The organism is Virgibacillus indicus (assembly GCF_002266285.1).
GTDB lineage: Bacteria > Bacillota > Bacilli > Bacillales > Amphibacillaceae > Virgibacillus_K > Virgibacillus_K indicus.
In genome coordinates, this window is the sequence record NZ_NPMS01000006.1 from 132,595 (window position 1) to 155,390 (window position 22,796).

Annotated in this window: 24 protein-coding genes; 19 read left to right on the forward strand and 5 right to left on the reverse strand. The window is 40.6% G+C overall.

Going from position 1 to position 22,796, the window contains the following annotated elements; translation table 11 throughout:
* The first annotated feature begins 14 nt into the window (after positions 1 to 14).
* From CIL03_RS13345 to CIL03_RS13410, 14 genes are all read left to right on the forward strand, one after another.
* Positions 15 to 398: a RidA family protein gene (locus CIL03_RS13345; protein ID WP_094886364.1), complete on the forward strand. Its 384-nt coding sequence runs from the start codon at positions 15 to 17 to the stop codon at positions 396 to 398.
* 79 nt (positions 399 to 477) lie between these two features.
* Positions 478 to 1,680: a M20 metallopeptidase family protein gene (locus tag CIL03_RS13350; protein ID WP_094886467.1), complete on the forward strand. Its 1,203-nt coding sequence runs from the start codon at positions 478 to 480 to the stop codon at positions 1,678 to 1,680.
* A gap of 123 nt (positions 1,681 to 1,803) precedes the next feature.
* Entirely contained in the window at positions 1,804 to 2,781 is a 978-nt protein-coding gene (locus CIL03_RS13355; protein ID WP_094886365.1) for a pyridoxal-phosphate dependent enzyme, read from the forward strand.
* A 27-nt stretch (positions 2,782 to 2,808) separates the two neighbouring features.
* The gene (gene dat / locus CIL03_RS13360) at positions 2,809 to 3,663 is read left to right on the forward strand and encodes a D-amino-acid transaminase (protein ID WP_094886366.1); all 855 of its coding nucleotides are present in this window, start codon (positions 2,809 to 2,811) and stop codon (positions 3,661 to 3,663) included.
* A gap of 38 nt (positions 3,664 to 3,701) precedes the next feature.
* Complete coding sequence (gene alr, locus CIL03_RS13365) at positions 3,702 to 4,832, forward strand: alanine racemase (RefSeq protein WP_240508078.1); 1,131 nt, start codon at positions 3,702 to 3,704, stop codon at positions 4,830 to 4,832.
* Positions 4,833 to 4,877: 45 nt separating this feature from the next.
* The gene (locus CIL03_RS13370; protein WP_094886368.1) at positions 4,878 to 6,428 is read left to right on the forward strand and encodes a Na+/H+ antiporter NhaC family protein; all 1,551 of its coding nucleotides are present in this window, start codon (positions 4,878 to 4,880) and stop codon (positions 6,426 to 6,428) included.
* Positions 6,429 to 6,681: 253 nt separating this feature from the next.
* A complete protein-coding gene (locus tag CIL03_RS13375; RefSeq protein ID WP_108721254.1) occupies positions 6,682 to 7,359 on the forward strand; it encodes a CoA transferase subunit A in 678 nt (225 codons plus the stop codon).
* Positions 7,356 to 8,009 (forward strand): 3-oxoacid CoA-transferase subunit B, encoded by a 654-nt coding sequence (locus CIL03_RS13380; RefSeq protein ID WP_094886369.1) that lies wholly within the window; start codon positions 7,356 to 7,358, stop codon positions 8,007 to 8,009. The genes CIL03_RS13375 and CIL03_RS13380 overlap by 4 nt, the downstream gene beginning before the upstream one ends.
* A gap of 12 nt (positions 8,010 to 8,021) precedes the next feature.
* Complete coding sequence (locus CIL03_RS13385) at positions 8,022 to 8,867, forward strand: 3-hydroxyacyl-CoA dehydrogenase (protein ID WP_094886370.1); 846 nt, start codon at positions 8,022 to 8,024, stop codon at positions 8,865 to 8,867.
* Positions 8,868 to 8,873: 6 nt separating this feature from the next.
* Positions 8,874 to 9,659, forward strand: coding sequence for an enoyl-CoA hydratase/isomerase family protein (locus CIL03_RS13390; RefSeq protein WP_240508079.1), 786 nt, complete (start codon positions 8,874 to 8,876; stop codon positions 9,657 to 9,659).
* A 19-nt stretch (positions 9,660 to 9,678) separates the two neighbouring features.
* Entirely contained in the window at positions 9,679 to 10,839 is a 1,161-nt protein-coding gene (locus CIL03_RS13395) for an acyl-CoA dehydrogenase family protein (protein ID WP_094886468.1), read from the forward strand.
* 2 nt (positions 10,840 to 10,841) lie between these two features.
* The gene (locus tag CIL03_RS13400; protein ID WP_094886372.1) at positions 10,842 to 12,029 is read left to right on the forward strand and encodes a thiolase family protein; all 1,188 of its coding nucleotides are present in this window, start codon (positions 10,842 to 10,844) and stop codon (positions 12,027 to 12,029) included.
* A 66-nt stretch (positions 12,030 to 12,095) separates the two neighbouring features.
* A complete protein-coding gene (locus CIL03_RS13405; protein ID WP_240508080.1) occupies positions 12,096 to 13,091 on the forward strand; it encodes an NAD(P)-dependent oxidoreductase in 996 nt (331 codons plus the stop codon).
* A 101-nt stretch (positions 13,092 to 13,192) separates the two neighbouring features.
* Positions 13,193 to 13,951, forward strand: a complete 759-nt coding sequence (locus CIL03_RS13410) for an IclR family transcriptional regulator (protein ID WP_094886373.1) — start codon at positions 13,193 to 13,195, stop codon at positions 13,949 to 13,951.
* A 55-nt stretch (positions 13,952 to 14,006) separates the two neighbouring features.
* Here CIL03_RS13410 and CIL03_RS13415 read toward each other — a convergent pair whose 3' ends face one another.
* The gene (locus CIL03_RS13415; protein WP_094886374.1) at positions 14,007 to 14,462 is read right to left on the reverse strand and encodes an SRPBCC family protein; all 456 of its coding nucleotides are present in this window, start codon (positions 14,460 to 14,462) and stop codon (positions 14,007 to 14,009) included.
* A 717-nt stretch (positions 14,463 to 15,179) separates the two neighbouring features.
* Between CIL03_RS13415 and CIL03_RS13420 the strand changes: the two genes are divergently transcribed.
* Positions 15,180 to 15,479 carry a heme biosynthesis protein HemY gene (locus CIL03_RS13420; protein ID WP_094886375.1) on the forward strand — a complete coding sequence of 100 codons (300 nt, stop codon included), beginning with the start codon at positions 15,180 to 15,182 and terminating at the stop codon, positions 15,477 to 15,479.
* A gap of 16 nt (positions 15,480 to 15,495) precedes the next feature.
* On the forward strand, positions 15,496 to 16,326 hold the full coding sequence (locus CIL03_RS13425) for an aldo/keto reductase (protein ID WP_094886376.1): 831 nt from the start codon (positions 15,496 to 15,498) through the stop codon (positions 16,324 to 16,326).
* 67 nt (positions 16,327 to 16,393) lie between these two features.
* On the opposite strand, the gene CIL03_RS13430 is transcribed toward CIL03_RS13425, so the two are convergent.
* Entirely contained in the window at positions 16,394 to 17,263 is an 870-nt protein-coding gene (locus CIL03_RS13430; protein WP_094886377.1) for a YitT family protein, read from the reverse strand.
* Positions 17,264 to 17,461: 198 nt separating this feature from the next.
* On the opposite strand from CIL03_RS13430, the gene CIL03_RS13435 reads away from it, so the two are divergent.
* Entirely contained in the window at positions 17,462 to 17,665 is a 204-nt protein-coding gene (locus CIL03_RS13435) for an alpha/beta-type small acid-soluble spore protein (protein ID WP_094886378.1), read from the forward strand.
* Between the two features lie 107 nt (positions 17,666 to 17,772).
* Here CIL03_RS13435 and CIL03_RS13440 read toward each other — a convergent pair whose 3' ends face one another.
* Complete coding sequence (locus tag CIL03_RS13440) at positions 17,773 to 18,996, reverse strand: MFS transporter (RefSeq protein WP_094886379.1); 1,224 nt, start codon at positions 18,994 to 18,996, stop codon at positions 17,773 to 17,775.
* 174 nt (positions 18,997 to 19,170) lie between these two features.
* On the opposite strand from CIL03_RS13440, the gene CIL03_RS13445 reads away from it, so the two are divergent.
* Positions 19,171 to 19,998, forward strand: a complete 828-nt coding sequence (locus CIL03_RS13445) for an aldo/keto reductase (protein WP_094886380.1) — start codon at positions 19,171 to 19,173, stop codon at positions 19,996 to 19,998.
* A gap of 84 nt (positions 19,999 to 20,082) precedes the next feature.
* Entirely contained in the window at positions 20,083 to 21,498 is a 1,416-nt protein-coding gene (locus CIL03_RS13450) for a leucyl aminopeptidase family protein (protein ID WP_240508081.1), read from the forward strand.
* Between the two features lie 81 nt (positions 21,499 to 21,579).
* On the opposite strand, the gene hemQ is transcribed toward CIL03_RS13450, so the two are convergent.
* Positions 21,580 to 22,323, reverse strand: coding sequence for a hydrogen peroxide-dependent heme synthase (hemQ, locus tag CIL03_RS13455; RefSeq protein ID WP_094886382.1), 744 nt, complete (start codon positions 22,321 to 22,323; stop codon positions 21,580 to 21,582).
* Positions 22,324 to 22,474: 151 nt separating this feature from the next.
* Positions 22,475 to 22,687 carry a hypothetical protein gene (locus tag CIL03_RS13460; RefSeq protein ID WP_094886383.1) on the reverse strand — a complete coding sequence of 71 codons (213 nt, stop codon included), beginning with the start codon at positions 22,685 to 22,687 and terminating at the stop codon, positions 22,475 to 22,477.
* Between the last annotated feature and the right edge of the window lie 109 nt (positions 22,688 to 22,796).

Below are 22,796 nucleotides of genomic sequence, written 5' to 3' on the forward strand. Positions count from 1 at the left end.
GAGAGTGGTAGATATTGAAAAAGCTTATACAATCACTGAATGCACCACAGCCAAGTGGTCCCTATTCTCAGGGAGTTAAAGCAGGAAATCTGATCTTTGTCTCAGGCCAGGATGGTGTTCAGCCAAACGGAGCTTCAGTAGGGGATTCGATTGCTGCACAGACAGAGGCGAGTCTGGAAAATATCAAAAATATTCTTACTGATGCAGGTGCAGGTTTATCAGATATTGTTTACATGACATGCCATCTATCAGAATTAAATGAAGAAACAGTTGCAGAATTCAACCATGTTTATGAGGCTTATTTTAAAGAGGTAGAAATAAAACCAGCGCGAATTACGGTTGGGAGTCAATTACTTGGCGTTAACGTAGAAATCAGTGCGGTTGCAGCGGTAAATTGACCAGCAGGAGGGGGCGCCTTTGGACTCCCTCTTTCTTAACTCTTTTGAAGCAATTAAACCAGGAAAGAAGGGATGGGGATTGGTTACAAAAAACAAATCGATATTGGCTCGTGCCGAAAAGCAAACAGAACAGCTTGTTTCCTGGCGGCGCAGACTGCATAAATTTCCTGAATTGAGCTTTCAGGAAATGGCGACAGCAAAGTTTGTGGCACAAACGTTAGAAAAAATCCCCGGTATGAAAGTGGAAACTGGTGCAGGTTATCCCACAGCGGTTATCGGGACGCTATCATCCGGCAGCGGCCGTTCCATTGCTATTCGTGCGGACATGGATGCATTACCGATTCAGGAGGAAAATGAAAAGAACTATAAATCTCAGAATGAAGGAATTATGCATGCATGTGGTCATGATGCACACACTGCTATCGCCCTCGGTGCTGCACGTATTTTGGGAGAGTCCTTTCAAAGAGGAGAGCTTCAGGGAACAGTCAAATTTTTATTTCAGCCTGCTGAGGAGATGGCAGATGAGCTTGGGTCAACCGGTGCTCCGTATATGATTAAGGCAGGTGCATTAGATGGAGTTGACCGTGTTATTGCACTGCATATGAGTCCGGAAAACCAGCTTGGTGAAGTTAAGGTTCATGATGGCTACAGCATGGCTAATGTCGATGTGTTTGAAGCAAAGATTTTTGCTACAGGCGGGCATGGGGCATATCCTCATCTTGGAACAGATCCGATTTGGATGCTAGGGCCGGTGCTGCAGGCATTGCATGGTATTGCAGCACGTCGTGTCTCGCCGCTTGATTCAGCAGTGATCAGTGTTGGAAGCATCCAAGGTGGGTCAGCCAGCAATGTCATCCCATCCGAGGTGGAATTAAAAGGAACCATTCGAAGCTATCTGCCGGACGTTCGAAAATTACTGCATACCGAGCTTGAAAAGGCATTTTCACTCGTTCAGGTATTTGATGGAGCCTATGATTTAAAGATAACGCCAGAAGACCCATCACTTAAAAATGATCCTGCCGTGAATCAACTGATAAAGCGCACAATTAATAATCTGTATCCTGACTTTACTATAGTGGATGAGCCATTTGGTTTAGGAGGCGAGGATTTTGCACACATGACCAATACCGTACCAGGGGCAATGTTTTTCCTCGGATGCGCTATTGATGATGAACTGAACCGAGACCTCCATACACCCCATTTCGATATTGATGAAAAGGTTTTGCCTGTCGGTGTGGCAATTATGGCGGAAGCAGTGCGAAGATTTTTAAGTGGTGATTAAGCGTATGGCTGCGGTGGAATGAGTGAAGAACGGATAAGCTTAGGTCCCTAACGAATATTTTTGATATTGGTTCTTCCAAGAGTCAAAACTAATAAACTCATAAATTCAAAAGGGGGGTATAAAATGTCAGAAAAGCCTGTTGTCCTGCGTGATATCTGGAAGGCGAAAAAAAGAATAGCGCCTTTTGTTCCGAAATCCCCACTTCTTTACTCTGAAAAATTATCCGAGATTACAGGAAGCTCTGTTTATCTAAAACTGGAAAACCTTAACCCCAGCGGATCATTTAAAATCAGGGGTGCAGCCAATAAAATTTTAAGCTTAACCCCGGAGGAACAACAAAAGGGTGTCACAACATTTTCCACTGGGAATTTTGGGATGAGTGTTGCTTATATTTCTAATAAACTAGGAATCAATGCAACGGTCTGCATTTCCAAACGCGTACCAAAAGCAAAGGTAGAAGTATTGGAGCGGTCAGGTGCACAGATAGAAATCCATGGCGAATCCCAGGATGATGCAGAAAAGCGGTGCTATGAGCTTGAAAAAGAAGGACTCACGGTCATCCATCCATTTGATGATCCACATGTTATTGCAGGTCAGGGGACAATAGGTCTGGAAATATTAGAGGATCTGCCAGAAGCAGATACAGTAATCGGCGGCTTATCCGGTGGAGGTCTTCATTCTGGACTTGGAGTCGCTCTAAAAGAGAACGATCCTGAAATTCAGGTAGTTGGAATATCAACGGCTCGTGGTGCAGCCATGTATGAAAGTATTCGGGCAGGGAAACCGGTTATTGTCAAAGAACAAGACACGCTAGCTGATAGTCTGCTGGGCGGGATTGGGATAAATAACCAATACACGTTTGAAATGGTCCAGCACTATGTTGATAAAATTATTTTGCTCGAAGAATCGGCAATTGCTGATGGAATGGTATTCATGCTGGATAAGCATCGTATGATAATCGAGGGTGCAGCTGCGTCAGGAATTGGTGCCATATTAACAAATAAAGTCCAGCTTGGCTCACAAGTTGTAATTGTAATAAGTGGATCAAGTGTGGATACGTCAGTTCTATTGGATTTAGCAAATGAGCAATTTTATTTGTGAAATTGGAAATGACTAGGAGGTTTTAGCATGACTAAAATGCTGTTTAATGACCAAATTATGGATCGGGAGAATTTGATAGATATAGAGGACCGCGCCTACCAATTTGGGGATGGAATCTATGAAGTTATCGGTGTTTACGATGGAACTCCGCTCATGCTGGATGAGCATATGGAACGTCTGGAAAGAAGTGCTGATGAAGTTCAGCTGAAACTCCCAGCTTCAATAAATGAGCTTAAAGTTAAGCTTCTGGAACTGGTTGCAGCCAATAAATTGAATGAGGGAATTATTTATATGCAGGTATCACGCGGAACTTCACCAAGATGGCATGAGTTTCCGGGACTTGATGTTATGCCTGTAACTGTTGCTTATACCAGAGAGGAAGAACGTATGAGTGATGTGGAGGACCAGGGTGCGAATGCTGTTCTGACAGAGGATATTCGCTGGCTTCGCTGCGATATTAAGACACTGAACCTTTTGCCAAATGTGCTTGCAAAACAAAAGGCTGTTGAAAATAATGCGGTTGAAGCAATACTTCACCGTGGTGATACTGTAACGGAAGCAAGTGCGTCGAATGTATTTATCGTAAAAGACGGTGAGCTTTATACGCACCCCGCAAATAACTATATTTTGAATGGCATTACAAGACGAAAAGTTTTGCAAATTTGTGATGATCTAAATTTGAAGGTGAACGAGAAAACGTATACAGTTACGGAACTATTTAAGGCTGACGAAGTATTTATTACAGCTACAAAATCAGATATTATTCCTATTTTGAAAATTGATGACAAGATTATTGGAAGTGGAAAACCTGGTGAAATAACTAAAAAAGTTGTCCAGGAATTTCGCAGTTTGTATCAGCAGCATGCTGAAAAAAGCTCATAATTAAAAGCGAATAATTTAAAAGACAGGGGGAGCCTATCTTGCAGAGATCAGAAATCAGTTCACAGGGTCCTACAATAGCAGAAATAGACTTATCTGCCTTTAAGGAAAACGTAAAAACATTAAAACTGACTGCCAAAAAGAGTATGCTCCTCGCTGTTATTAAAACAAATGCCTATGGACATGGGGTTGTACCAATCGGCCTAGCAGCTGTTGAAGCCGGAGCAGAACGCCTTGGTGTCACAACGGTGAAAGAAGGTGCTTTGCTTCGTGAAAATGACATCTCTGTTCCGGTCCATCTCTTAAGTGCAGTGATGCCGGAGCAGGCAGATGAAATTGCAGCAAAAAACCTCACAGCATCGGTTTCTTCCAAGGAATTAGCGGTGGCCTTGAGCAGGGCAGCTGTAAAAAAAGGAAATAGTATTTCAGTTCACTTGAAAATAGATACAGGTCTGCACAGGTTTGGCATTGAACCAGATGAAGCAATTGCATTTTGCCAAAGCTGTTATCATTTACCAAACCTTCATTGGGAAGGGATTTATACTCATTTTTCCAGTGCAGATGAAGCGGATTGGGAAACAACGGAAAAACAGTATAAATTATTTATGAGGACTGTTTCTAAATTAGCAGATCAGGGATTTTTCTTTCCAATTTATCATGTTGGCGGTTCAACTATTACAATTGAAAGAAGTGATATGCATCTGGATATAGTAAGACCTGGCATCGCGTTATTTGGTTATCAGCCAGACGCCCGCCAGGAGAAAATAATTTCAGTAAAGCCAGTCATGAAGCTGAAATCAAAGATTCTTCATATCAAAGAGCTTCCTCCGAAAACACCAGTTGGATATGGTGGAGAGTATGTTACGGAAACAACCAAAAAAATTGCTGTAGTTCCGATTGGTCATGGCGATGGTTATCAGCGAGCCCTGTCAAATAAAGGGGAAATGCTTGTTGGTGGAAAACGGGCAAAAATTATTGGTACGATTTCCCTCGATCAGACCCTAATTGATATTACAAATATTCCAAATGTCAAGGTAGGCGATGAGGTTGTATTGCTGGGAAGCCAGGGTGACGAGATGATTTCCGCACGAGACATTGCAGGCTGGATGGACAGTATTGTTGATGAAGTGCTGGCGGGTTTGATGGAAAGAGTAAGGCGGGTGTATGTGTAATGTAAGAAACATATTTAAACAGTATTATGAAATAGGAGGTTACTTATGGATTTTTTGTCTGTTGTTCCACCACTGGTTGCAGTATTACTGGCAATATTTACAAAAAGAGTTCTGATTTCACTTTTTATAAGTATTTGGGTAGGCGGTCTGATTGCTGCCGGAGGTAATCCATTCGAAGCAGTCGGCTTAACATTCACATGGATGAAGGATGTTATGATTGATCCATGGAATGCGCGATTTCTTGTTATGACTGCATTGCTTGGAATTGGGGCTGCATTTATGTTTAAAACAGGTGGCTCTGATGGATTAATAAGAGTTTTGGAAAGTAAATTGACTTCAGGGAAAAGAGTACAGCTTCTGGCATACTTCTTAGGAATCATCGTTTTCTTCAATGATTATGTGAACTCCGTAATAGTTGGAAATGCAACAAAAGACATCACCGCTAAACATAAGGTTTCAAGAGAGAAGCTATCCTACGTAATTGACTCAACTGCTGCTCCAATTGCAACTATCGGCCCTGTATCAGACTGGATTGGATTTCAGGTATCTCTGATTGCTGCAGCCTTTGCGAGTATAAGCATAATTGGATTCGAACCTTACTTCGCTTTTCTGCAATCGATTCCTTGGAACTTTTATGCGATACTTTGTCTGCTGGCCGTTCCGATGATAATACTTGGCAAGGATTTTGGTCCGATGGCAAAAGCAGAACACCGTGCAAAAACAACAGGCAAATTAATACCCGATGGATCAACACCATTATCTTCTGTAGACCAGGATTTAGGTGAACCCCATAAGAAAGATGGGAGTATCTGGAACTTTATTCTTCCATTGGTAACACTCATTACGGTTAGCATCTGGGGGTTATGGTATACAGGTGGCGGAGCTGAAGGGATTTCCATAATGGACGCACTCGCTGCTACCGATGTTTCGATCGCCTTGACTTGGGGTGCCTTTGCAATGACATTGGTAGGCATTATACTTGCCCTCATTCAAGGCATGGATTTTAAAAAGATTGAGGAAACCTTGCTTGGCGGGATTAGAACGATGCTTCCTGCACTTATCATAATCATTCTCGCATGGTCGATAGGGACCGTAACTTCTGTGCTGGGTACCGCAGAATATGTAGTCAGTGTAACAGAAGGCTGGATGACAGCAGCATTGTTGCCATTCCTAGTTTTCGTTATTGGCATGTTTATTTCTTTTGCTACGGGTACTTCATGGGGCACTATGTCCATTCTTACACCGATCGCAATCCCGCTTGCATATACAATGGGAGGAGAAGATTTAATCCCCATCATTATTGGAGCAATTTTTGCAGGAGCAATTTTCGGGGATCATGTTTCACCAATCTCGGATACAACCGTAATGGCATCCATATTTGCTGAATCTGATCACATTGCCCATGTTAATACACAAATCCCGTACGCAATGGTACCCGCGGGAATAGCTGGAGTGTTATACCTGTCGTATTCATTGATTGGAAATGGGTATGTTTTATTGATTGCTGGTATTGTAGTTCAGTTCTTCCTGCTCCGGTATTTGGGGAACAGGCACGAGAAGAAACATATGAAAGCGGAGAAAAAGATTGGTGCATAAATGGTAAGTTAAGCATTTAACTCCTAAATAAATTTATACTTAAAGCCTTCACTCAGAACCTATGTATTTTGAGTGAAAGGCTTTTTAATTTTCAAAAACAACACCCATATTTCAGAATATTTACATTTCACTATTGTATTTACTTGTTTTTTCGATTACAATATAACTGATACAAAAATAAAACAATCATTCCATTATACGGAATAATGAGTTATTGCTAAAATAGCTACTTTACACCATTGGAGGGAGAGTATTGGAAAAGTTAATCGAACGAAGTGATATTTTAAACTTCATCAACAATGGGGACACATTGCTTGTCGGCGGGTTTGGTCTATCAGGAACTCCACTTACCTTAATTGATGAATTAGCGGCTTCTGATAAGAAAGACTTGACGATTGTCAGCAACAATCTGGGAGAAGAAGGTAGAGGACTTGGAAAGCTGCTGCTGTCCGGCTGCCTGAAAAAAGCAAAAGGTTCCTATTTCACAACAAATCGTGATGCAGTTCAGGCATGGAGTGATGGAAAACTGGAAATTGAACTCATTCCCCAAGGGACACTCGCTGAAGCCGTACGCTGTGGTGGTGCAGGTATCGGAGGGTTTTATACAAAAACCGCTGTGGGTACAAAGGTTGCTGAAGGTAAAGAAGAAAAGGTGTTCGATGGGGAGACATATATTTTAGAGAGAGCCATCAAAGGAGATGTTTCTTTAATCAAAGCTTTGAAAGCGGATACACTCGGGAATCTTGTTTACGACCATACTGGCAGAAACTTCAATGCAGTCATGGCGACCGCTGGTAAGATCGTCATCGCTGAAGTCGATGAGATTGTTGAAGCAGGAGAGCTTGACCCACTGGAAATCGTCACACCACATCTTTATGTAGATTATATTGTGAAAAATAAATATGTGAAAAAAAGGAGGAAAATACGTTGAGTCTTGAGCGAATTAAAATTGCCAAACGTGTAGCCCAGGAACTTTCAGATGGTGAAGTAATTAATCTCGGGGTTGGAATTCCGACATTGATTCCGGATTATCTTGGTGATAAAAAAGTTTATTTGCAATCAGAGAATGGATTGCTGGGCATGGGACCTACTCCGGACGAAGAAAATATTAATATGGATCTGATCAGTGCCAGTAAAAAACCAATCACTATGGATACGGGAGCATCTCTTTTTGACAGTTCCGACTCCTTTGTCATGATCCGCGGCGGACATGTGGATTTAGCAGTAATGGGAGCACTCCAGGTTGATCAGTATGGGGAAATTGCCAATTGGGCTGTTCCTGGAAAGACGATACTGGGAGTTGGTGGTGCCATGGATCTTGTCGCAGGAGCAAAGCGAATAATTATTGCATCCAGGCATCTTGCAAAAGACGGCAGTCCTAAGCTTGTGAAAGAACTGACTTTCCCAAGCAGTGGCGTAAGAAAGGCCGATATGCTGATAACAGAGCATGCTGTTTTTAAATTTACAGAAAAAGGTACGGAACTGATCGAAATTTTATCCGATCTTACCGTTAATGAATTAAAGGAAATTACTGGTGCAGAATTCTTGTATTCGACACAATTAAGTAAAAGTGAAAGCTGAGGAGATGGTTTCATGAAACAGGTAACAGTTGTTGGCTCAGGCGTTATGGGCAAAGGAATTGCCTACGCCTGTGCAATTTCGGGATTTAAAGTTTATTTAAATGATTTGAATGACGAAATCCTAGGGAAGGCGAAAACCGCAATTGATCATTTACTTGATGGCAGTTTTGAAAAAGGCTTTTTAAAAGAAGAAGCATACACCAATGCAAAGGAAAACTTACATTATGAAGCAAATCTGGAAGAGGCGGCAAAGGATTCCGATCTTGTGATAGAGGCGGTTCTTGAAAAGATAGATTTAAAGATTGCTATTTTTAAAAAGCTTGATGAAATTTGTCCGGAAGATACAATTCTGGCCACAAACACCTCGACAATGAGTCCGACTGAAATCGGTGCACAGACGTCTCGTCCTGAAAAGGTAGTTGCCATGCATTTCTTCAATCCGGTTCATAAGATGAAGTTAATTGAAGTAATTCGCGGACTGGAAACATCTGATGAAACAGTGAGCTATGTTAAACAGGTTAGCGAAGAAATGAGTAAGCAGGCTGTGGAAGTTAATGAATTCCCGGGATTTGTAACCTCAAGAATGAATTGTCTGATAGGAAATGAAGCAATGAATATGCTGATGGAAGGAGTCGCGAGTGCTGAGGACATTGATAAAGCGATGAAGCTCGGACTAAACCATCCAATGGGCCCGCTTGAACTATCTGATCTTGTCGGACTCGATACCCGTCTTCGAAATATGGAATATTTATACGAAACACTGGGTGAAAAATACCGTCCGTGTCCATTACTTGTAAAATATGTAAAAGCAGGGAGACTTGGCAAAAAAAGTGGCAGCGGTTTTTATGAATATACATAAGGAGGAATGAGTGTGGCGCCATTTGAAAGTGTGAGTGTGAAGATAGAGGAAGGTATTTTCTGGCTTACGTTGAATCGTCCGGAAGCTAGAAATGCCCTTGATGCAAAGATGCTGGCCGAAATAGATGCAGCTTTCACTGAAGCTGAAACCAATGATGAAGTCCGAGTAATTGTTGTGCAGGGAGCAGGTGGAAAATCATTTGCTGCAGGAGCAGATATCAAGCAGTTGAATACCCGCAAACCACTGGAGGCACTTATTCCAGGTATGCAGGGACTTTATAATAAAATTGAAGATTCCACGAAGGTTACGATTGCAGCAGTCAATGGCTATGCGCTTGGCGGTGGCTGTGAGCTGGCGTTAGCCTGTGATATCCGAATTGCAAGCAACAAAGCAAAATTAGGATTGCCAGAGCTGAATCTTGGTATTATTCCAGGTGCAGGCGGCACACAGCGCCTCACTCGTATTATTGGGAAAGGCCGGGCCCTTGATATGATATTAACAGGAAAAATAATTGATGGGGAGGAAGCAGAACGAATCGGACTTGTTACACATTTTGTAACGGAGGATGACCTTACCAGAAAAATAGAATCAATTGCTGGAGATATTTTGAAAAAAGGACCGGTTGCAATTCAGCTTGCAAAATTCGCTGTTCATAAGGGCTATGACATTGATGAAGGTACTGCAATGTGGATTGAAAAATTATCTCAGGCTGTCGCTTTTGGAACAGAAGATAAGGATGAAGGTACGAAAGCATTTATTGAAAAGAGAAAAGCACAATTTAAAAATAGATAAAGGACAGGGTGATGTGATTATGGATTTTAGTTTCTCGGAAGATATTGAATTTTTACGTTCAAATGTGCGAAAGTTTGTCAAAGATGAAGTGGAACCACGTGCCATGGAAATCGAGGAAAACGACCATATTCCGGAAGATATTGTTGAAAAATCAAAGGAAATGGGTTTATTCAGCTTAAGTATCCCGGAGGAATATGGCGGACTTGGACTGGATATGGTCGGAAAATGTGCCATTTATGAGGAACTCGGAAAAACACATAATGGCTACACAACATTAATTGGAGCACACACTGGAATTGGCACTGTTGGAATTGTGGAGCTTGGAACGGAGGAGCAGAAGCAAAAGTATTTGCCGAAAATGGCGACAGGGGAATGGATTGGTGCCTTTGCACTGACGGAGCCTAGTGCTGGTTCAAATGCTGCGAATCTGAAAACAACGGCAGTCAAAAAAGGGGATAAATATATATTAAATGGCTCTAAGCATTACATCACAAATGCAGTTGATGGTCATGTTTTTACGGTAATGGCTGTTACAGACAGCTCTAAAGGAGCAAAAGGAATCACATCATTTATAGTGGAAAAAGATTTCCCTGGATTCGTACTGGGCAGTGTGGAACAGAAAATGGGACTTCGGGGTTCTCACTCTGCAGAACTATTTTTCGAGGACATGGAGGTTCCGGCTGAAAATGTCCTTGGCGAAGAGGGAAGGGGCTACGTCAATGCCTTGAAAATATTGGCAAATGGCCGCGCCGGACTTGCTGCAAGAAATCTTGGTTCCAGCGAAAAACTGCTGGAACATTCATTGTCCTATGCGAAAGAGCGGGAGCAATTTGGCAATCCAATCCTCGAAGTGCAGGCAGTTCAGCATATGCTGGCAGATATAAGTATGCAAATTGAAACATTGCGGGCATTAACCTACAGGGTTGCCTGGATGTCTGATCAAAAGATGAGAGTTGTCAAAGAGGCTGCAATTGCCAAGTTATTCGGTTCTGAAGTATACAATAAAGTGGCGGATCTGGCAGTTCAAATCCATGGAGGAATCGGCTACATGAAAGATTATCCAATCGAGCGCTATTTCCGTGATGCACGAATAACGAAAATCTATGAAGGAACATCTGAAATTCAACGAAATATTATTGCGGGTGAATTAATCCGCGAGCTTAAGAAGAAGGAGGGCTAAGCATGAAGGATTCCTTTATTGTCGGATCTGTCAGAACAGCAGTTGGAAAAATGGGTGGAACGCTAAAAGGTGTAACCGTGGATCATTTAGGTGAAGCGGTCATCCGGGAAGTTTTAAAGCGTTCAGATGCAGATGTAAAAGTAGATGAAGTGATTCTCGGACAGGCGAAGCAGAGTGCAGATACCTCCAACTTGGCGAGGCTTGCCGCATTACGTGCCGATTTGCCAGTTGACGTCCCCGGCTATACAGTTCATCGTCAGTGTGGATCTGGCTTGCAGGCGATAAATAATGCGGATATGCAGATAAAACTTGGATTGTCTGATGTTGTTGTTGCAGGTGGTGCGGAAAGCATGAGTACCGCTCCATATTATATCCGAAATGCAAGATATGGCCTAAAAGCTGGTAATGGGCTTTTGCTCGATCCAAATACGGAAAGTCAGCCATGCTCCCAGCCTTCTGAGACATATGGAAACCTGACAATGGGGCTGACCGCAGAAAACCTTGCGGAAAAATATAATATTTCCCGAGAAGAGCAGGATCAGTTTGCCAGACGCAGCCAGGAACTTGCAGCAGCTGCAATTGAAGAAGGTCGTTTTGAAGAAGAAATCGTTCCCTTTGAAGTAAAGGAACGTAAGAAGACAACTGCATTCAAAGTGGATGAACATCCTCGCCTATCCACACTAGAGCAGCTCAAGAAACTCCGGGCGGTATTTAAGGAAAATGGAACGGTAACTGCTGGAAATGCAAGTGGAAGAAACGATGGAGCAGCAGCTGTGTTAATGATGAACGAGGAAAAAATAAAGGAATATGGTTTGAAGCCAAAAGCTAAAATCATTGCGCAGGCTGCAAGTGGTGTATCCCCGGATATTATGGGAATCGGGCCGGTAGAATCTACCGCCAAAGCATTAAAGCAATGTGGCTTATCCATTGATGATATTGGTTTAATTGAATTGAATGAAGCATTCGCAGCGCAGGCACTGTCTGTTATCAGAGAAGCAAAAATGGATATAAATCGAGTGAATGTAAACGGGGGAGCGATTGCGTTAGGACACCCGATAGGAGCTACAGGTGCAGTACTGATGACAAAGCTGCTTCATGAAATGGAACGAAGAAAAGAGAAATATGGCCTTGTTACACTTTGCATTGGTGGAGGGCAAGGTATTTCTACAATTATAGAGTACCTCCAATAGAAATGGAAGCCGGTTAAATCCGGCTTTTTCTTCTAAAAAAAATTAAATAAAAAGGAGGAAAGTTAATTGAAGGATCTTCATATTGTCCAAATTCTTCCCATGTATCATCCAGACGGGGAAGCTATTTTAAATAAGATCGCACATGTTACAAAGTTTGAAACATTTAATGAACAGGAAATTATTGATTTTTTATCTAAAAATAAAGTGGATGGAATAATACTTCGGGCTCCTGCAAAGATTACACCTGCAATTCTGGATGCCTGTAAGGATGTAAAGGCAATTTCAGGAGCGGGGGTTGGGCTTGATAATATTGATGTTGCCTATGCAACGAAGAAGGGGATTCGAGTGCTGCATGCACCAAAAGTAAACAGCCAGGCAACAGCTGAGCATGCCGTAAGTCTGATTCTTGCTGCTATGAAGGATATTCCTCTATTCCATAATGAAACCAAACAAGGGAATTTCGGTTACCGTGATGGGAATTTTACAAGGGAGCTTTATCAGAAAAAGCTAGGGTTAATTGGATTTGGCTCGATTGCACAAAAAGTAGCCAAAATTATGAAATATGGATTTGATATGGATATTATTGTATATGTCCGGACCATTCATGAGGAAAGAAAAAGGATTGCAGAATCACTGGATGTCGAACTAACGATGTCCATGGATGAAGTGTTCCAGAAAAGTGATATCGTGAGTTTGCATATCCCGTTAAATAATAAGACAAAAGAGTTGATTGACCGCAAGTATTTTAAAATGATGAAACCATCAGCTGTTCTTATAAATACAGCACGTGGCGGGGTAATTAATGAGGATGACCTTGTTAGTGCATTGAAGAATAAACAGATTCATCGTGCTGGAATCGATGTTTTCGATAATGAACCACCAGCAAAGGATCACCCATTTTTTGATCTGGACGAAATTGTCTTTACTCCGCATGTTGGCGGTATTAGTTTGGAAGCGGCAAGGGCAATGTCCATGATTACTGCTGAAAACCTGGCAAAAGCAATAAATGGAGAAGAGCTGGAGACGATTGCTAACAGGAAGGAACTTACTAATATAAAATGATTGGAGCAGGCTTGCTATGAAATAGTTAAATAAGCAGCAAACTTGAATCAATATTTGTTAAAATAGTTTAGACAAACGAGCTTCAGCAGAGGTGTAAAACAATGAGTCAAAGTGTGTTAAAAGCGATAAAATTATTAGACTGCTTCATGAAAAAACAGGAATTATCCCTGATAGAATTAGCCGATCTATCTGGTTATCCAAAAACAACCGTATTCCGTCTCGTCTCTTCATTGGAAGAAGGCGGACTGCTTGTAAAAGTGAAAAATACAAGCCATGATGTTAAATACAGAATTAGCCTAAAACTGCTCGCACTAGGCAACCATGTAAGTGAACAATTGGAGTATAAAAAAGCAGCATTTCCCCATATGAAAAAGTTAAATGAGGAAATAAATGAATTGGTTCATATGGTTGTTTTGGAAGGAAATGAAGCAGTATATGTCGAGAAAATTGATAGTACAAAGCCTGTCCGCCTGGTTGTTGAGGTTGGGGGAAGATCCCCGCTTTATGCAGGATCTGCTCCAAAGGTTCTGCTGGCAGGAATGGATAACTTGCAGCTGGACAGCTATTTAAGCCATTTGGAACTAAAGAAATTTACGGTAAATACGATTGATAATATCGATGATTTAAAAAAAGAAATTGAGGAAATTAAAACAAAAGGCTATGCTTTCAGTCATTCCGAACATTATAAAGATACGATTGGATTTTCCTATCCAATCTATGATTATAGTGGAAAAACAGTAGCGGCATTAGGTGTAAGTATCCCAATCAGTGACTATACCAATGAACGAAAACCTGTCATTCTGCAGAACTTAAAACAGACTGCGGAAAATATCTGGCATGAGCTGGGGTATAAAGGGTAATGTAAAAAATTAAAACACGGTCTGCCAACTAGTGGTATACCGTGTTTTTTATATATTATCTCATAACTGCTCGTTCCTCTTTTATTTTCTCAGCAACTGCTTCCGTCAATTCTTTCGCAGTTTTTGGAACCAGGGACTTCAGGACAGTGTTCATCATTGGTCCCATCATGCCTTTTCCTGAAATGTTCAGACAGCCTGTTATTTTTGTGGATGTTCCACTGAGAGCCTCAGCTTCAAAATAACCATCTCCTTTGAAGTTATCACTTAACCCTTTTAAATCAAAGGTGACCTTCGTCGGTTCCTGCCATTTTGTAATATCTATTCTCATTTTTATTGTTTTTTGAACAATCCCTGTATCTCCTTTGAATTTCCAGGTAGATTGTTTTTCGTTTAAGATTTTATGGTCGATATAACCCGGAACCAGAGGAGCCCAATTGTTCATGTCACTAACAAAATTCCAAACATTATCTATTGGAATGTTCACATCTTTGCGGTGAATTCCTTTTGGCATTTACAGTAGCCCTCCTTTATCTGGTAAGTACCCTTTTTTCTAGCAAACTATCATTGTATTTATTTTAACAAAGTGCAGCATTTAAGTATATGGATAAAATTGTTAGTGAATTTCTGGCATCCTATAGAAGATATGTTTCAGATCAGTTTGTTATGTCAGAGTATTTTTGTTTGGAGTATGTCTATAAATTCCGCAGTTGATGTAAAGTGCGAACTAAATTCAACGATGAGAATTCCAACGTCCGCACAGGAAATATAACCACACTTCCAGAATCATATCAGCTATCCACCGAAATATCCTCTCTGTGACCAGTGGCTACTTGTTTCTAGCTGTTTGGGTTTAGAGAAGTACTCTATGTGCCCGGTGTCTACTTATATCGTGTTGTTTGGGCTTAGAGAAGCGCTCTGTGTGCCTGGTGCCTACTTATTTCTTGTTGTTTGGGCTTAGAGAGGCGCTCTATATGCCTGGTGTCTACTTATATCGTGTTGTTTGGGCTTAGAGAAGCGCTCTATGTTCCTGGTAGCAACTTGTTTCAGACTATTTGGGCTCAGAGAAGTACTCCAATTCCTGATAATCCATTCAACTCGCGAAACATCCGTCCGAAGTTGAAATCAACAGGGCAGTTACGTCGCAGCCTATAGAAAAAGCGAATTATTTTTAATTCGTTATAAAGCGTGGGATAATATTGATTAGAAAACAAGATGGGAGCCTAAAAACATGAAATGTAAAATTAATCGAAATGCTGCGAAAGAGCTGAAGAAAATGCTTCAAACGGAAGAAGCGGAAGGAAAAATGATTCGTGTCTATGTGACACATCTGCATGGCGATCATGCACATTATGGAATCAAGCTTGACACACCAACAGAAGATGACGAAATTGTAAAAACAGATAAGGATATTGATATCATTCTTGATAAACGGGAGGACTTTCTTGACGGAATCTGGGTTCAGTATTTCTATGTAAATGATGAAGGATTTGTCATAACGAATTCATCGAAAGGCAGTCATAGACATTAATAGGGGGAGAAATCATATGATCACAAATTTGCAGGATACTGTTACATTAAACAACGGTGTAAAAATGCCGGGATTTGGTTTGGGTGTATATAAGGTTGAAGATAGAAATGTCGTCATTAATTCAGTGAAAACTGCTCTGAAAAACGGTTATAGAAGCATCGATACAGCTTCCTTCTATAAAAATGAAGAAGGTGTAGGACAGGGAATTAAAGAATCCGGCGTTCCACGGGAAGAAATCTTTGTTACATCAAAAGTCTGGAATGATGAGCAGGGTTATGAAAGCACGTTACAAGCATTTGAGAACAGCTTGAAGCGGCTTGACTTAGAATATCTGGATCTTTATTTAATCCACTGGCCGGTAAAAGGGATGTATAAAGATACATGGAAAGCAATGGAAAAGCTTTATGCAGATGGAAAAGTACGTGCGATTGGTGTAAGCAATTTTCATATTCAACACTTAAGAGATCTTTTAGCAGATTGCAAAGTGAAACCTGTTATTAATCAAGTTGAATTTCATCCACACCTGACACAGGTTGAGCTTCGTGATTTCTGTGAAAAGGAAAACATACAAGTTGAGGCATGGTCTCCATTAAAGCGTGGGCAACTTTTGAACGACCCAACTATAAATAAAATTGCAAAAAGGCATCAAAAGACCCCAGCACAAATAATTTTAAAATGGGATTTGCAAAATAACGTGATTACAATTCCTAAATCTATTACGGAACATCGAATTATCGAAAATGCGGACATATTCGATTTTGGGTTACCAGCAAATGAAATGAATTGGATAAACGATTTAAATATAAATGACAGGAGTGGCACAAACCCGGATTCCTTTGATGAATGATGATAAAAAGCCATCTCATTCTTCGTCACAATATGTGATTCGAAATGGGATGGATTTATAAAATTCATTACAATTTTTGTCCATAATATTTATCCAACGAGAACCCTCGTCCTAAAATTTCGGATGCATTGATAAAAATGACGAATGTTGACGGTTCTTCTTTTTGCAGGATTTTTTTAAGCTGAACTGCTTCCTGCTGTTCGGTAACACAAAGAATCATCGTTTTGTCCTGGTTTGAATATCCGCCGACCGAACGTACTTTTGTTAATCCGCGGTCAATCCTCTCACGAATGATGGTCTGGATTTTTTCCTCTTCTTCTGTAATGACTAAAATCAGCTTTGTTGCAGATGTTCTCAGCTGTACAATATCAATTGCTTTACTAGTAATGTAAATACACATTAAAGCAAATAAAGTCAGCTCCAGATTGAAAACGATAATGGAAGACACGACAACAAAACCATCGACAATCAGCTGGGAATACCCGCTGGAAAGTCCAGTGAATTTCTTTACGATCTGTGCAATTGCAGCTGTTCCTCCGGTAGAACCATTGCCTTTATATACAATCCCAAGCCCAGCACCAAGTACAATTCCCCCGTAAATGGCACCTAATAGCGGGTTGGTTATCGTGTAGGGAATATCGGCGGAAAGGAAAATAATAAATGGCACCCAAAATGTTCCAAGTAATGTTTTCCAGCTGAAATCTGAACCCATTGCAATCCAGCCAATAATAAAAATCGGGATATTAATAAGAAACTGGGTAATCGCAGGACTTGTACCAAACATTTCAAATAAAATGGTACTGACGCCGGAGATCCCACCTGCTGCAAGTTTTGCAGGAAGCAGGAAAATGTTATAGGACAAACCAACAAGTGTAGCACCAAAAATAATATAGAGGCAATCTATTGTTGTTTTATTAAGGTTTTGTGAAAATTTCATGACTGTTTTATTCCTTTCCAGTTAAGCGCTTCTACTATCTTATCATCATACAGAGCAGGTCGTAAATGTGATATAGCAAAAAACAATGCTTGTTTGCACACTTTTAAGCTCTGATCGTAAAGTATAAATTAAATTGTTTATCCATATTCTAAGCCTGAACAGAATAACACTGTTCAAATTCCCCGAGGAGTGATCAAAATGGCTGATGACAATAACAGAAATGAATTGTTAGTGCCTGGTGCGGAAAATGCGGTGGACAAGATGAAAGAGGAAATTGCAGCTGAATTCAATGTTGAGCTTGGAGCTGACACGACTGCACGTGAGAACGGTTCGGTGGGAGGCGAAATGGTCAAACGAATGATCAAAATCGCTGAGGAAAGCATGACTGGCAGAAACAAATAGCCAGAATGAAGCTGGTGAATGCCAATTCAGGCAATGACCAGTGATACGAAAAATGGTGTTCCAAAGGTAATTTGGGACACCATTTTTTAAAAAAGATTTAGGGATGCTTATGCATACCACTGACTGACTTTTTCATCAGATGGCAGCAGATATGTTAAAAGCCCGAGCAATGGCAATACTGAAATTGCAATCATCGTTATTGTTAAGCCGAAAATATCAATCAGTGATCCCAACGCTACCGAACCGATGGCCCCCATTCCAAATGCAAGGCCCACGATAAGCCCTGACATCGTGCCGATTTTCCCAGGGATGAGCTCCTGTGCATACACCACAGATACAGAGAAGCTGGACATTAATAAAAGGCCAATAAATGCAAGCAAAATAATCGAACTGATGGGTCCGACATAAGGTAAAATCAGCGCTAGCGGGGCTGGTGCCAGTAAAGAGAGAAGAATGACATTTCGCTTGCCAAACCGGTCTGCTAAAGGTCCACCCAGGAAGGTTCCGACTGCCCCCATAAATAAAAAGGTGAAAATATAAACTTGCGATTGTGCAATTGTGAGTCCATAGTTTTCAATCGTATAAAAAGCATAGAAATTAGAAATAGCTGCAGCATACCAGGAACGGGCAAACACAAGAAAAACAAGAACGACGAGAGCACCTTTAATAGCTTTAGATAATCCTTTGTCAGGCTTTTTCTCTGACTGTTTTTTTGTATCACCGTAAAAAAATTTAATTTGTACAGCATACCATTTTGAGATATGTATCAGGAAAAATACAGCCAGCCCTGCAATTAATGTAAACCAGATAGCTCCAAACTGGCCAAGTGGTACAAGCACTAGGGCCGTTATAACAGGTGCAAGTGCCTGTCCGGAGTTTCCACCGACTTGATAAATTGACTGAGCAAGTCCTCTGCGATTGCCTGCAGCAAGATAGGCAACCCGTGAACCTTCCGGATGGAATACGGCTGAACCTAATCCAATAAACAAGACACTTAATAGGATCATCCAAAAATTTGGTGCTAGTGCCAATCCAAGCATTCCAACCATGCTGCTTGTTAAGCCAACTGGCAGCGCATAGGGCATTGGGCGTTTATCTGTGTATAGTCCTACTAGAGGCTGCATTACGGATGCGACCATATTCAGTGTAAATGCGATCAAACCCAGTTGTGTAAAGGTAAGCCCCAGTGATTTTTCCAGAATAGGAAACATCGCGGGGATAACAGCCTGCAAAGAATCATTCAGCAGATGGCATATTCCAATAATGAATAAAATGGAGTAGACTGTTTGATTATTTTTTTGCATGTTTGATTTTGTCGAGGTACTTCCCATTTTGTTTCCTTTCTTCTATTTGCTCAGAATATATTTGTGTGTATGCTAGTATCATAGCCTATTATCTCAAATTATTAAAGTTGCCCGAATAGAACCAGGAAGTGTTGGGTTTTAAATTATCAGCAGAGATGGTATACAATAGAAATTATATAAATTGATAATTGGAGGTTTAACATGATTAATAGTCTGCAAGATACCGTCACATTACATAATGGTGTGAGAATGCCTCGTATGGGCCTTGGTGTTTTTCAAGTTGAAGAAGGGGATATTTTAATAGAAGCAGTGAAGGCAGCAATTAATAACGGATATAGAAGTGTTGATACAGCTTCTTTCTATCAGAATGAAAAAGGAGTTGGACAGGCCATTAAGGAGTCCGGAATTCCAAGAGAGGAGATCTTTGTTACTACGAAAGTGTGGAATGATGAGCAGGGCTACGAAAGTACATTACAGGCATTTGAATCAAGTCTGGATAAACTTGAACTGGATTATCTCGATCTCTACTTAATCCACTGGCCGGTCACAGGAATATATAAAGAAACCTGGAAGGCTATGGAAAAGCTTTATACAGATGGTAAAGTTCGTGCAATTGGGGTTTGTAACTTCCATGTTCATCATCTGCAAGAGCTTTTGTCAGATTGCCAGGTTAGACCAATGATTAACCAAGTAGAATTTCATCCACATCTCACACAGTTGGAGCTGCGTGATTTTTGTGCAAAGGGAAATATTCAGCTTGAAGCATGGTCTCCACTTAAAAGTGGTGGTCTTTTAAATGAGGCTGCAATTAAAGAAATTGCAGAAAAACACCAAAAGTCATCGGCTCAAGTGATTTTGCGATGGGATCTGCAACATAATGTCATCACCATACCAAAATCAACAAAAGAACATCGAATCAAAGAGAACGCTGATATCTTTGATTTTTCGTTAACAGAAGAAGAAATGGAAAAAATTGATAAACTGAATTTAAATGATAGATGCGGACCAAACCCCGATACCTTTGTTTAGGTCAGGGGCAAATAGTGCCTGGGACCACTTAAATTTATTTCATTTCAGCAGGATTTATTAATTCGTATGTCGAAGTAAAATCAAATGCAGAAAAAGAAAGGGGATAAGGGAAACATGAGCAATCAGGCAACTATCTTATTTGAAATTGATGAACGTATTGAGGCAAATGAACCATTGAAAAAATTCGTGCAGAACAGTTCAAAGCCCTACAGTACATTATACAATGATGGTGAGTTATTTGTTGTTGTAAAAGTGCCGGAAGAAAAAAGTCAGACATATGAAAAGGTAAGAATGACTGCTGGTTCCATCGCACGTGAGTTAGGAAATTACAAAGTGGAGAAGTCTTCAATAAATGAAGAGGCACTTTCGAAAGCATTTCATAAATTACAAACCGGAGCTGTGGTGACGGCATTTGTTGAAGGTTGGTATCTAGGGTCGTACAAGTTTTTAACGTATAAGTCTAAAGAAGATTATTTTCAAACTGATCTGCAAGTTGATGGCAGTAAAAACACACTAGCTTTCGTTGAGAATGGCAAAAACCGTGCAGAAGCTACCGCATTTTCACGTGATTTGATGAATGAAATTCCGAGTGTGCTGAATCCGAAAACATTTCCAGCTATTTTAGAGAGGGAGTTTGCGGGTACAGCTATTGAAGTGACTATTTTTGACAAAGAAGAGCTTGAGAAAAGACAGATGAATGGTGTGCTGACGGTTGGACGGGGAAGCGTTCATGCACCAGCTTTTGCGGAACTTGAATATCGTGGTGATAAAACAAAGCCACTTGTTGCACTTGTTGGTAAAGGGGTAACATTTGATACAGGCGGAATTAGTTTAAAAAAGGGAAAAGATCTGAGCAATATGCGGATGGACATGGGAGGAGCCGCTGCTGTTGCAGGTGCAATGAAGCTGCTGGAAAAATCAAAGGCGAAAGTTAATGTTACTGCTCTTATTCCTATTGTGGAAAATATGCCTGATAACACATCCGTTATTCCGGGGGATGTTATTCGTTATAAGAATGGACTTACTGTGCAGGCAGGCAACACAGATGCAGAAGGTCGTCTCATCCTGGCTGACGGGCTGATTCGGGCGGGGGAATTGCAGGCTGAATATATTATTGATATTGCAACATTAACCGGTGCGATATGGAGTGCACTTGGTTCTAAACTTGCAGGTGTTTTCGGCGATGAACATCTTTCGGCTGAAATAAAAAATATCGGTAACGAGAATGGTGATTTTAATTGGCCGATGCCTTTAGTCGATGCATATGATAGTTATTTAGCAAGTGATTATGCTGACTTTAATAATACAAACTCAAAAACAGAAGCAAGTTCTATTGTGGCGGCCTTGTTCCTGCGCCGCTTCGTACCAGAAACATGTAAATGGCTGCATGTAGATATGGCAGGTGTAATGAGCAGCCAGGAAAGTGGCTATTACACCAAGTCTGCCACTGGCTTCGGCGCCAGATTATTAGCTGACTTTACACAGCATATTTCGAAATAGGTGAACAATATCTGGGCATTTTATGATTAGCAGACATGAAAAGAGCGTAAATAGAGTTTCCCTTATTTACGCTCTTGATAATTATATAGAAAAATAATCATTAACTTCACTTCTTGGCAGGCGGTTTCCAATGTAAAACGAGCCAAAAATACCATATTTTGCACTTACTTCGTCAAATCTGGTATCATAGATCAGCTTTTTAAATTGCAGAGGGTCATTACAAAATAATGTTACTCCCCATTCATAATCATCAAGTCCAATAGAACCTGTAACGATTCGCTTTACCTGTTCAGTGAAAGGCTTTGCTGTTTTTATGTGATCGAACATCATGCGGCCGCGTTCATCTTTAGGCAATGTAAACCAATTATCAGTTTCCCCGCGCAGTTTACTCATCGGATAAAAACACATATATTCTGTATCAAATATTTTTGGAAATAGCTTACTTAGCATTACAGGATCCTCATATGGATCAGTTTGTGGTTTTGTATACGAACTTTTTTCGATAATGGATACATAAGAATACGCTGGTTTCATATAGTGGGCCAAAGCCGTTTTATTTAGCTTATTTTCAAGCATGTTCAGATCCTTCATTGTTGGCCTAAGTGTCATAAACATAAGATCCGCTTTTTGTCCTACGATTGAAAATAATGCATGACTGCCTTGTTTTTCTTTTTCCACTGTTTCCCAATCTGAGATTAGTGATTGGAATTCTTCAAGAGCCTGTTTGCGTTCAGCTTCATTAGTCTTTTGCCATTTTTCCCAATCGATTGTTCTAAAATCATGCAATGAATACCAGCCATCATAGGTTTGTACAGTTTCTGCCATGCCAATCACTCCTAAGTACTTTATTAATGGTGTTTATAGTGTTCATGATAAACTTTTAATTAGTGATAGGATGTGATGAATGTCACAGGTATTAAATAAAAAAAAGAAAAACAGCCTGCCTGATGCGGCAAGACTGCTTTTAATCACGATACTAGCAGCTGAAACGATTTCTGCTGCCACGATTTCCTCTTTTTCGATTGTCCCTTTCGCCTGCTACATTTCCGCAGTGATCATGCCTGTTATCCTCTTCACTTTCAACTACTTTTACATTGTCCGCAATAATAACCAGGTCATCTACTTCGATAACTCGTCTGCGATCGCGAGTGCCCATTACGTCATTGTTTTGTCTTTTATAACAACCCATTAAATCCCTCCTTTGCAGGTTTACTATAAAATATGCAACGTGAACATCAATGAATAGACAAGAATATCAATTATGAAGGAAATATATGATTGTCCTCAGGTAATCGACT

Excerpts from the sequence above, each read along its gene's own strand:
- CIL03_RS13420 (WP_094886375.1), top strand. The coding sequence starts at position 15,180 with ATGAAATGTAAAATTAATCGAAATGCTGCGAAAGAGCTGAAGAAAATG.
- CIL03_RS13355 (WP_094886365.1), top strand. The coding sequence starts at position 1,804 with ATGTCAGAAAAGCCTGTTGTCCTGCGTGATATCTGGAAGGCGAAAAAA.
- CIL03_RS13390 (WP_240508079.1), top strand. The coding sequence starts at position 8,874 with ATGAGTGTGGCGCCATTTGAAAGTGTGAGTGTGAAGATAGAGGAAGGT.
- CIL03_RS13450 (WP_240508081.1), top strand. The coding sequence starts at position 20,083 with ATGCAGAAAAAGAAAGGGGATAAGGGAAACATGAGCAATCAGGCAACT.
- hemQ (WP_094886382.1), bottom strand. The coding sequence starts at position 22,323 with ATGGCAGAAACTGTACAAACCTATGATGGCTGGTATTCATTGCATGAT.
- CIL03_RS13430 (WP_094886377.1), bottom strand. The coding sequence starts at position 17,263 with ATGAAATTTTCACAAAACCTTAATAAAACAACAATAGATTGCCTCTAT.
- CIL03_RS13400 (WP_094886372.1), top strand. The coding sequence starts at position 10,842 with ATGAAGGATTCCTTTATTGTCGGATCTGTCAGAACAGCAGTTGGAAAA.
- CIL03_RS13435 (WP_094886378.1), top strand. The coding sequence starts at position 17,462 with ATGGCTGATGACAATAACAGAAATGAATTGTTAGTGCCTGGTGCGGAA.
- CIL03_RS13440 (WP_094886379.1), bottom strand. The coding sequence starts at position 18,996 with ATGGGAAGTACCTCGACAAAATCAAACATGCAAAAAAATAATCAAACA.
- CIL03_RS13370 (WP_094886368.1), top strand. The coding sequence starts at position 4,878 with ATGGATTTTTTGTCTGTTGTTCCACCACTGGTTGCAGTATTACTGGCA.
- CIL03_RS13410 (WP_094886373.1), top strand. The coding sequence starts at position 13,193 with ATGAGTCAAAGTGTGTTAAAAGCGATAAAATTATTAGACTGCTTCATG.
- CIL03_RS13425 (WP_094886376.1), top strand. The coding sequence starts at position 15,496 with ATGATCACAAATTTGCAGGATACTGTTACATTAAACAACGGTGTAAAA.
- CIL03_RS13385 (WP_094886370.1), top strand. The coding sequence starts at position 8,022 with ATGAAACAGGTAACAGTTGTTGGCTCAGGCGTTATGGGCAAAGGAATT.
- CIL03_RS13415 (WP_094886374.1), bottom strand. The coding sequence starts at position 14,462 with ATGCCAAAAGGAATTCACCGCAAAGATGTGAACATTCCAATAGATAAT.
- dat (WP_094886366.1), top strand. The coding sequence starts at position 2,809 with ATGACTAAAATGCTGTTTAATGACCAAATTATGGATCGGGAGAATTTG.
- CIL03_RS13460 (WP_094886383.1), bottom strand. The coding sequence starts at position 22,687 with ATGGGTTGTTATAAAAGACAAAACAATGACGTAATGGGCACTCGCGAT.
- CIL03_RS13395 (WP_094886468.1), top strand. The coding sequence starts at position 9,679 with ATGGATTTTAGTTTCTCGGAAGATATTGAATTTTTACGTTCAAATGTG.
- CIL03_RS13445 (WP_094886380.1), top strand. The coding sequence starts at position 19,171 with ATGATTAATAGTCTGCAAGATACCGTCACATTACATAATGGTGTGAGA.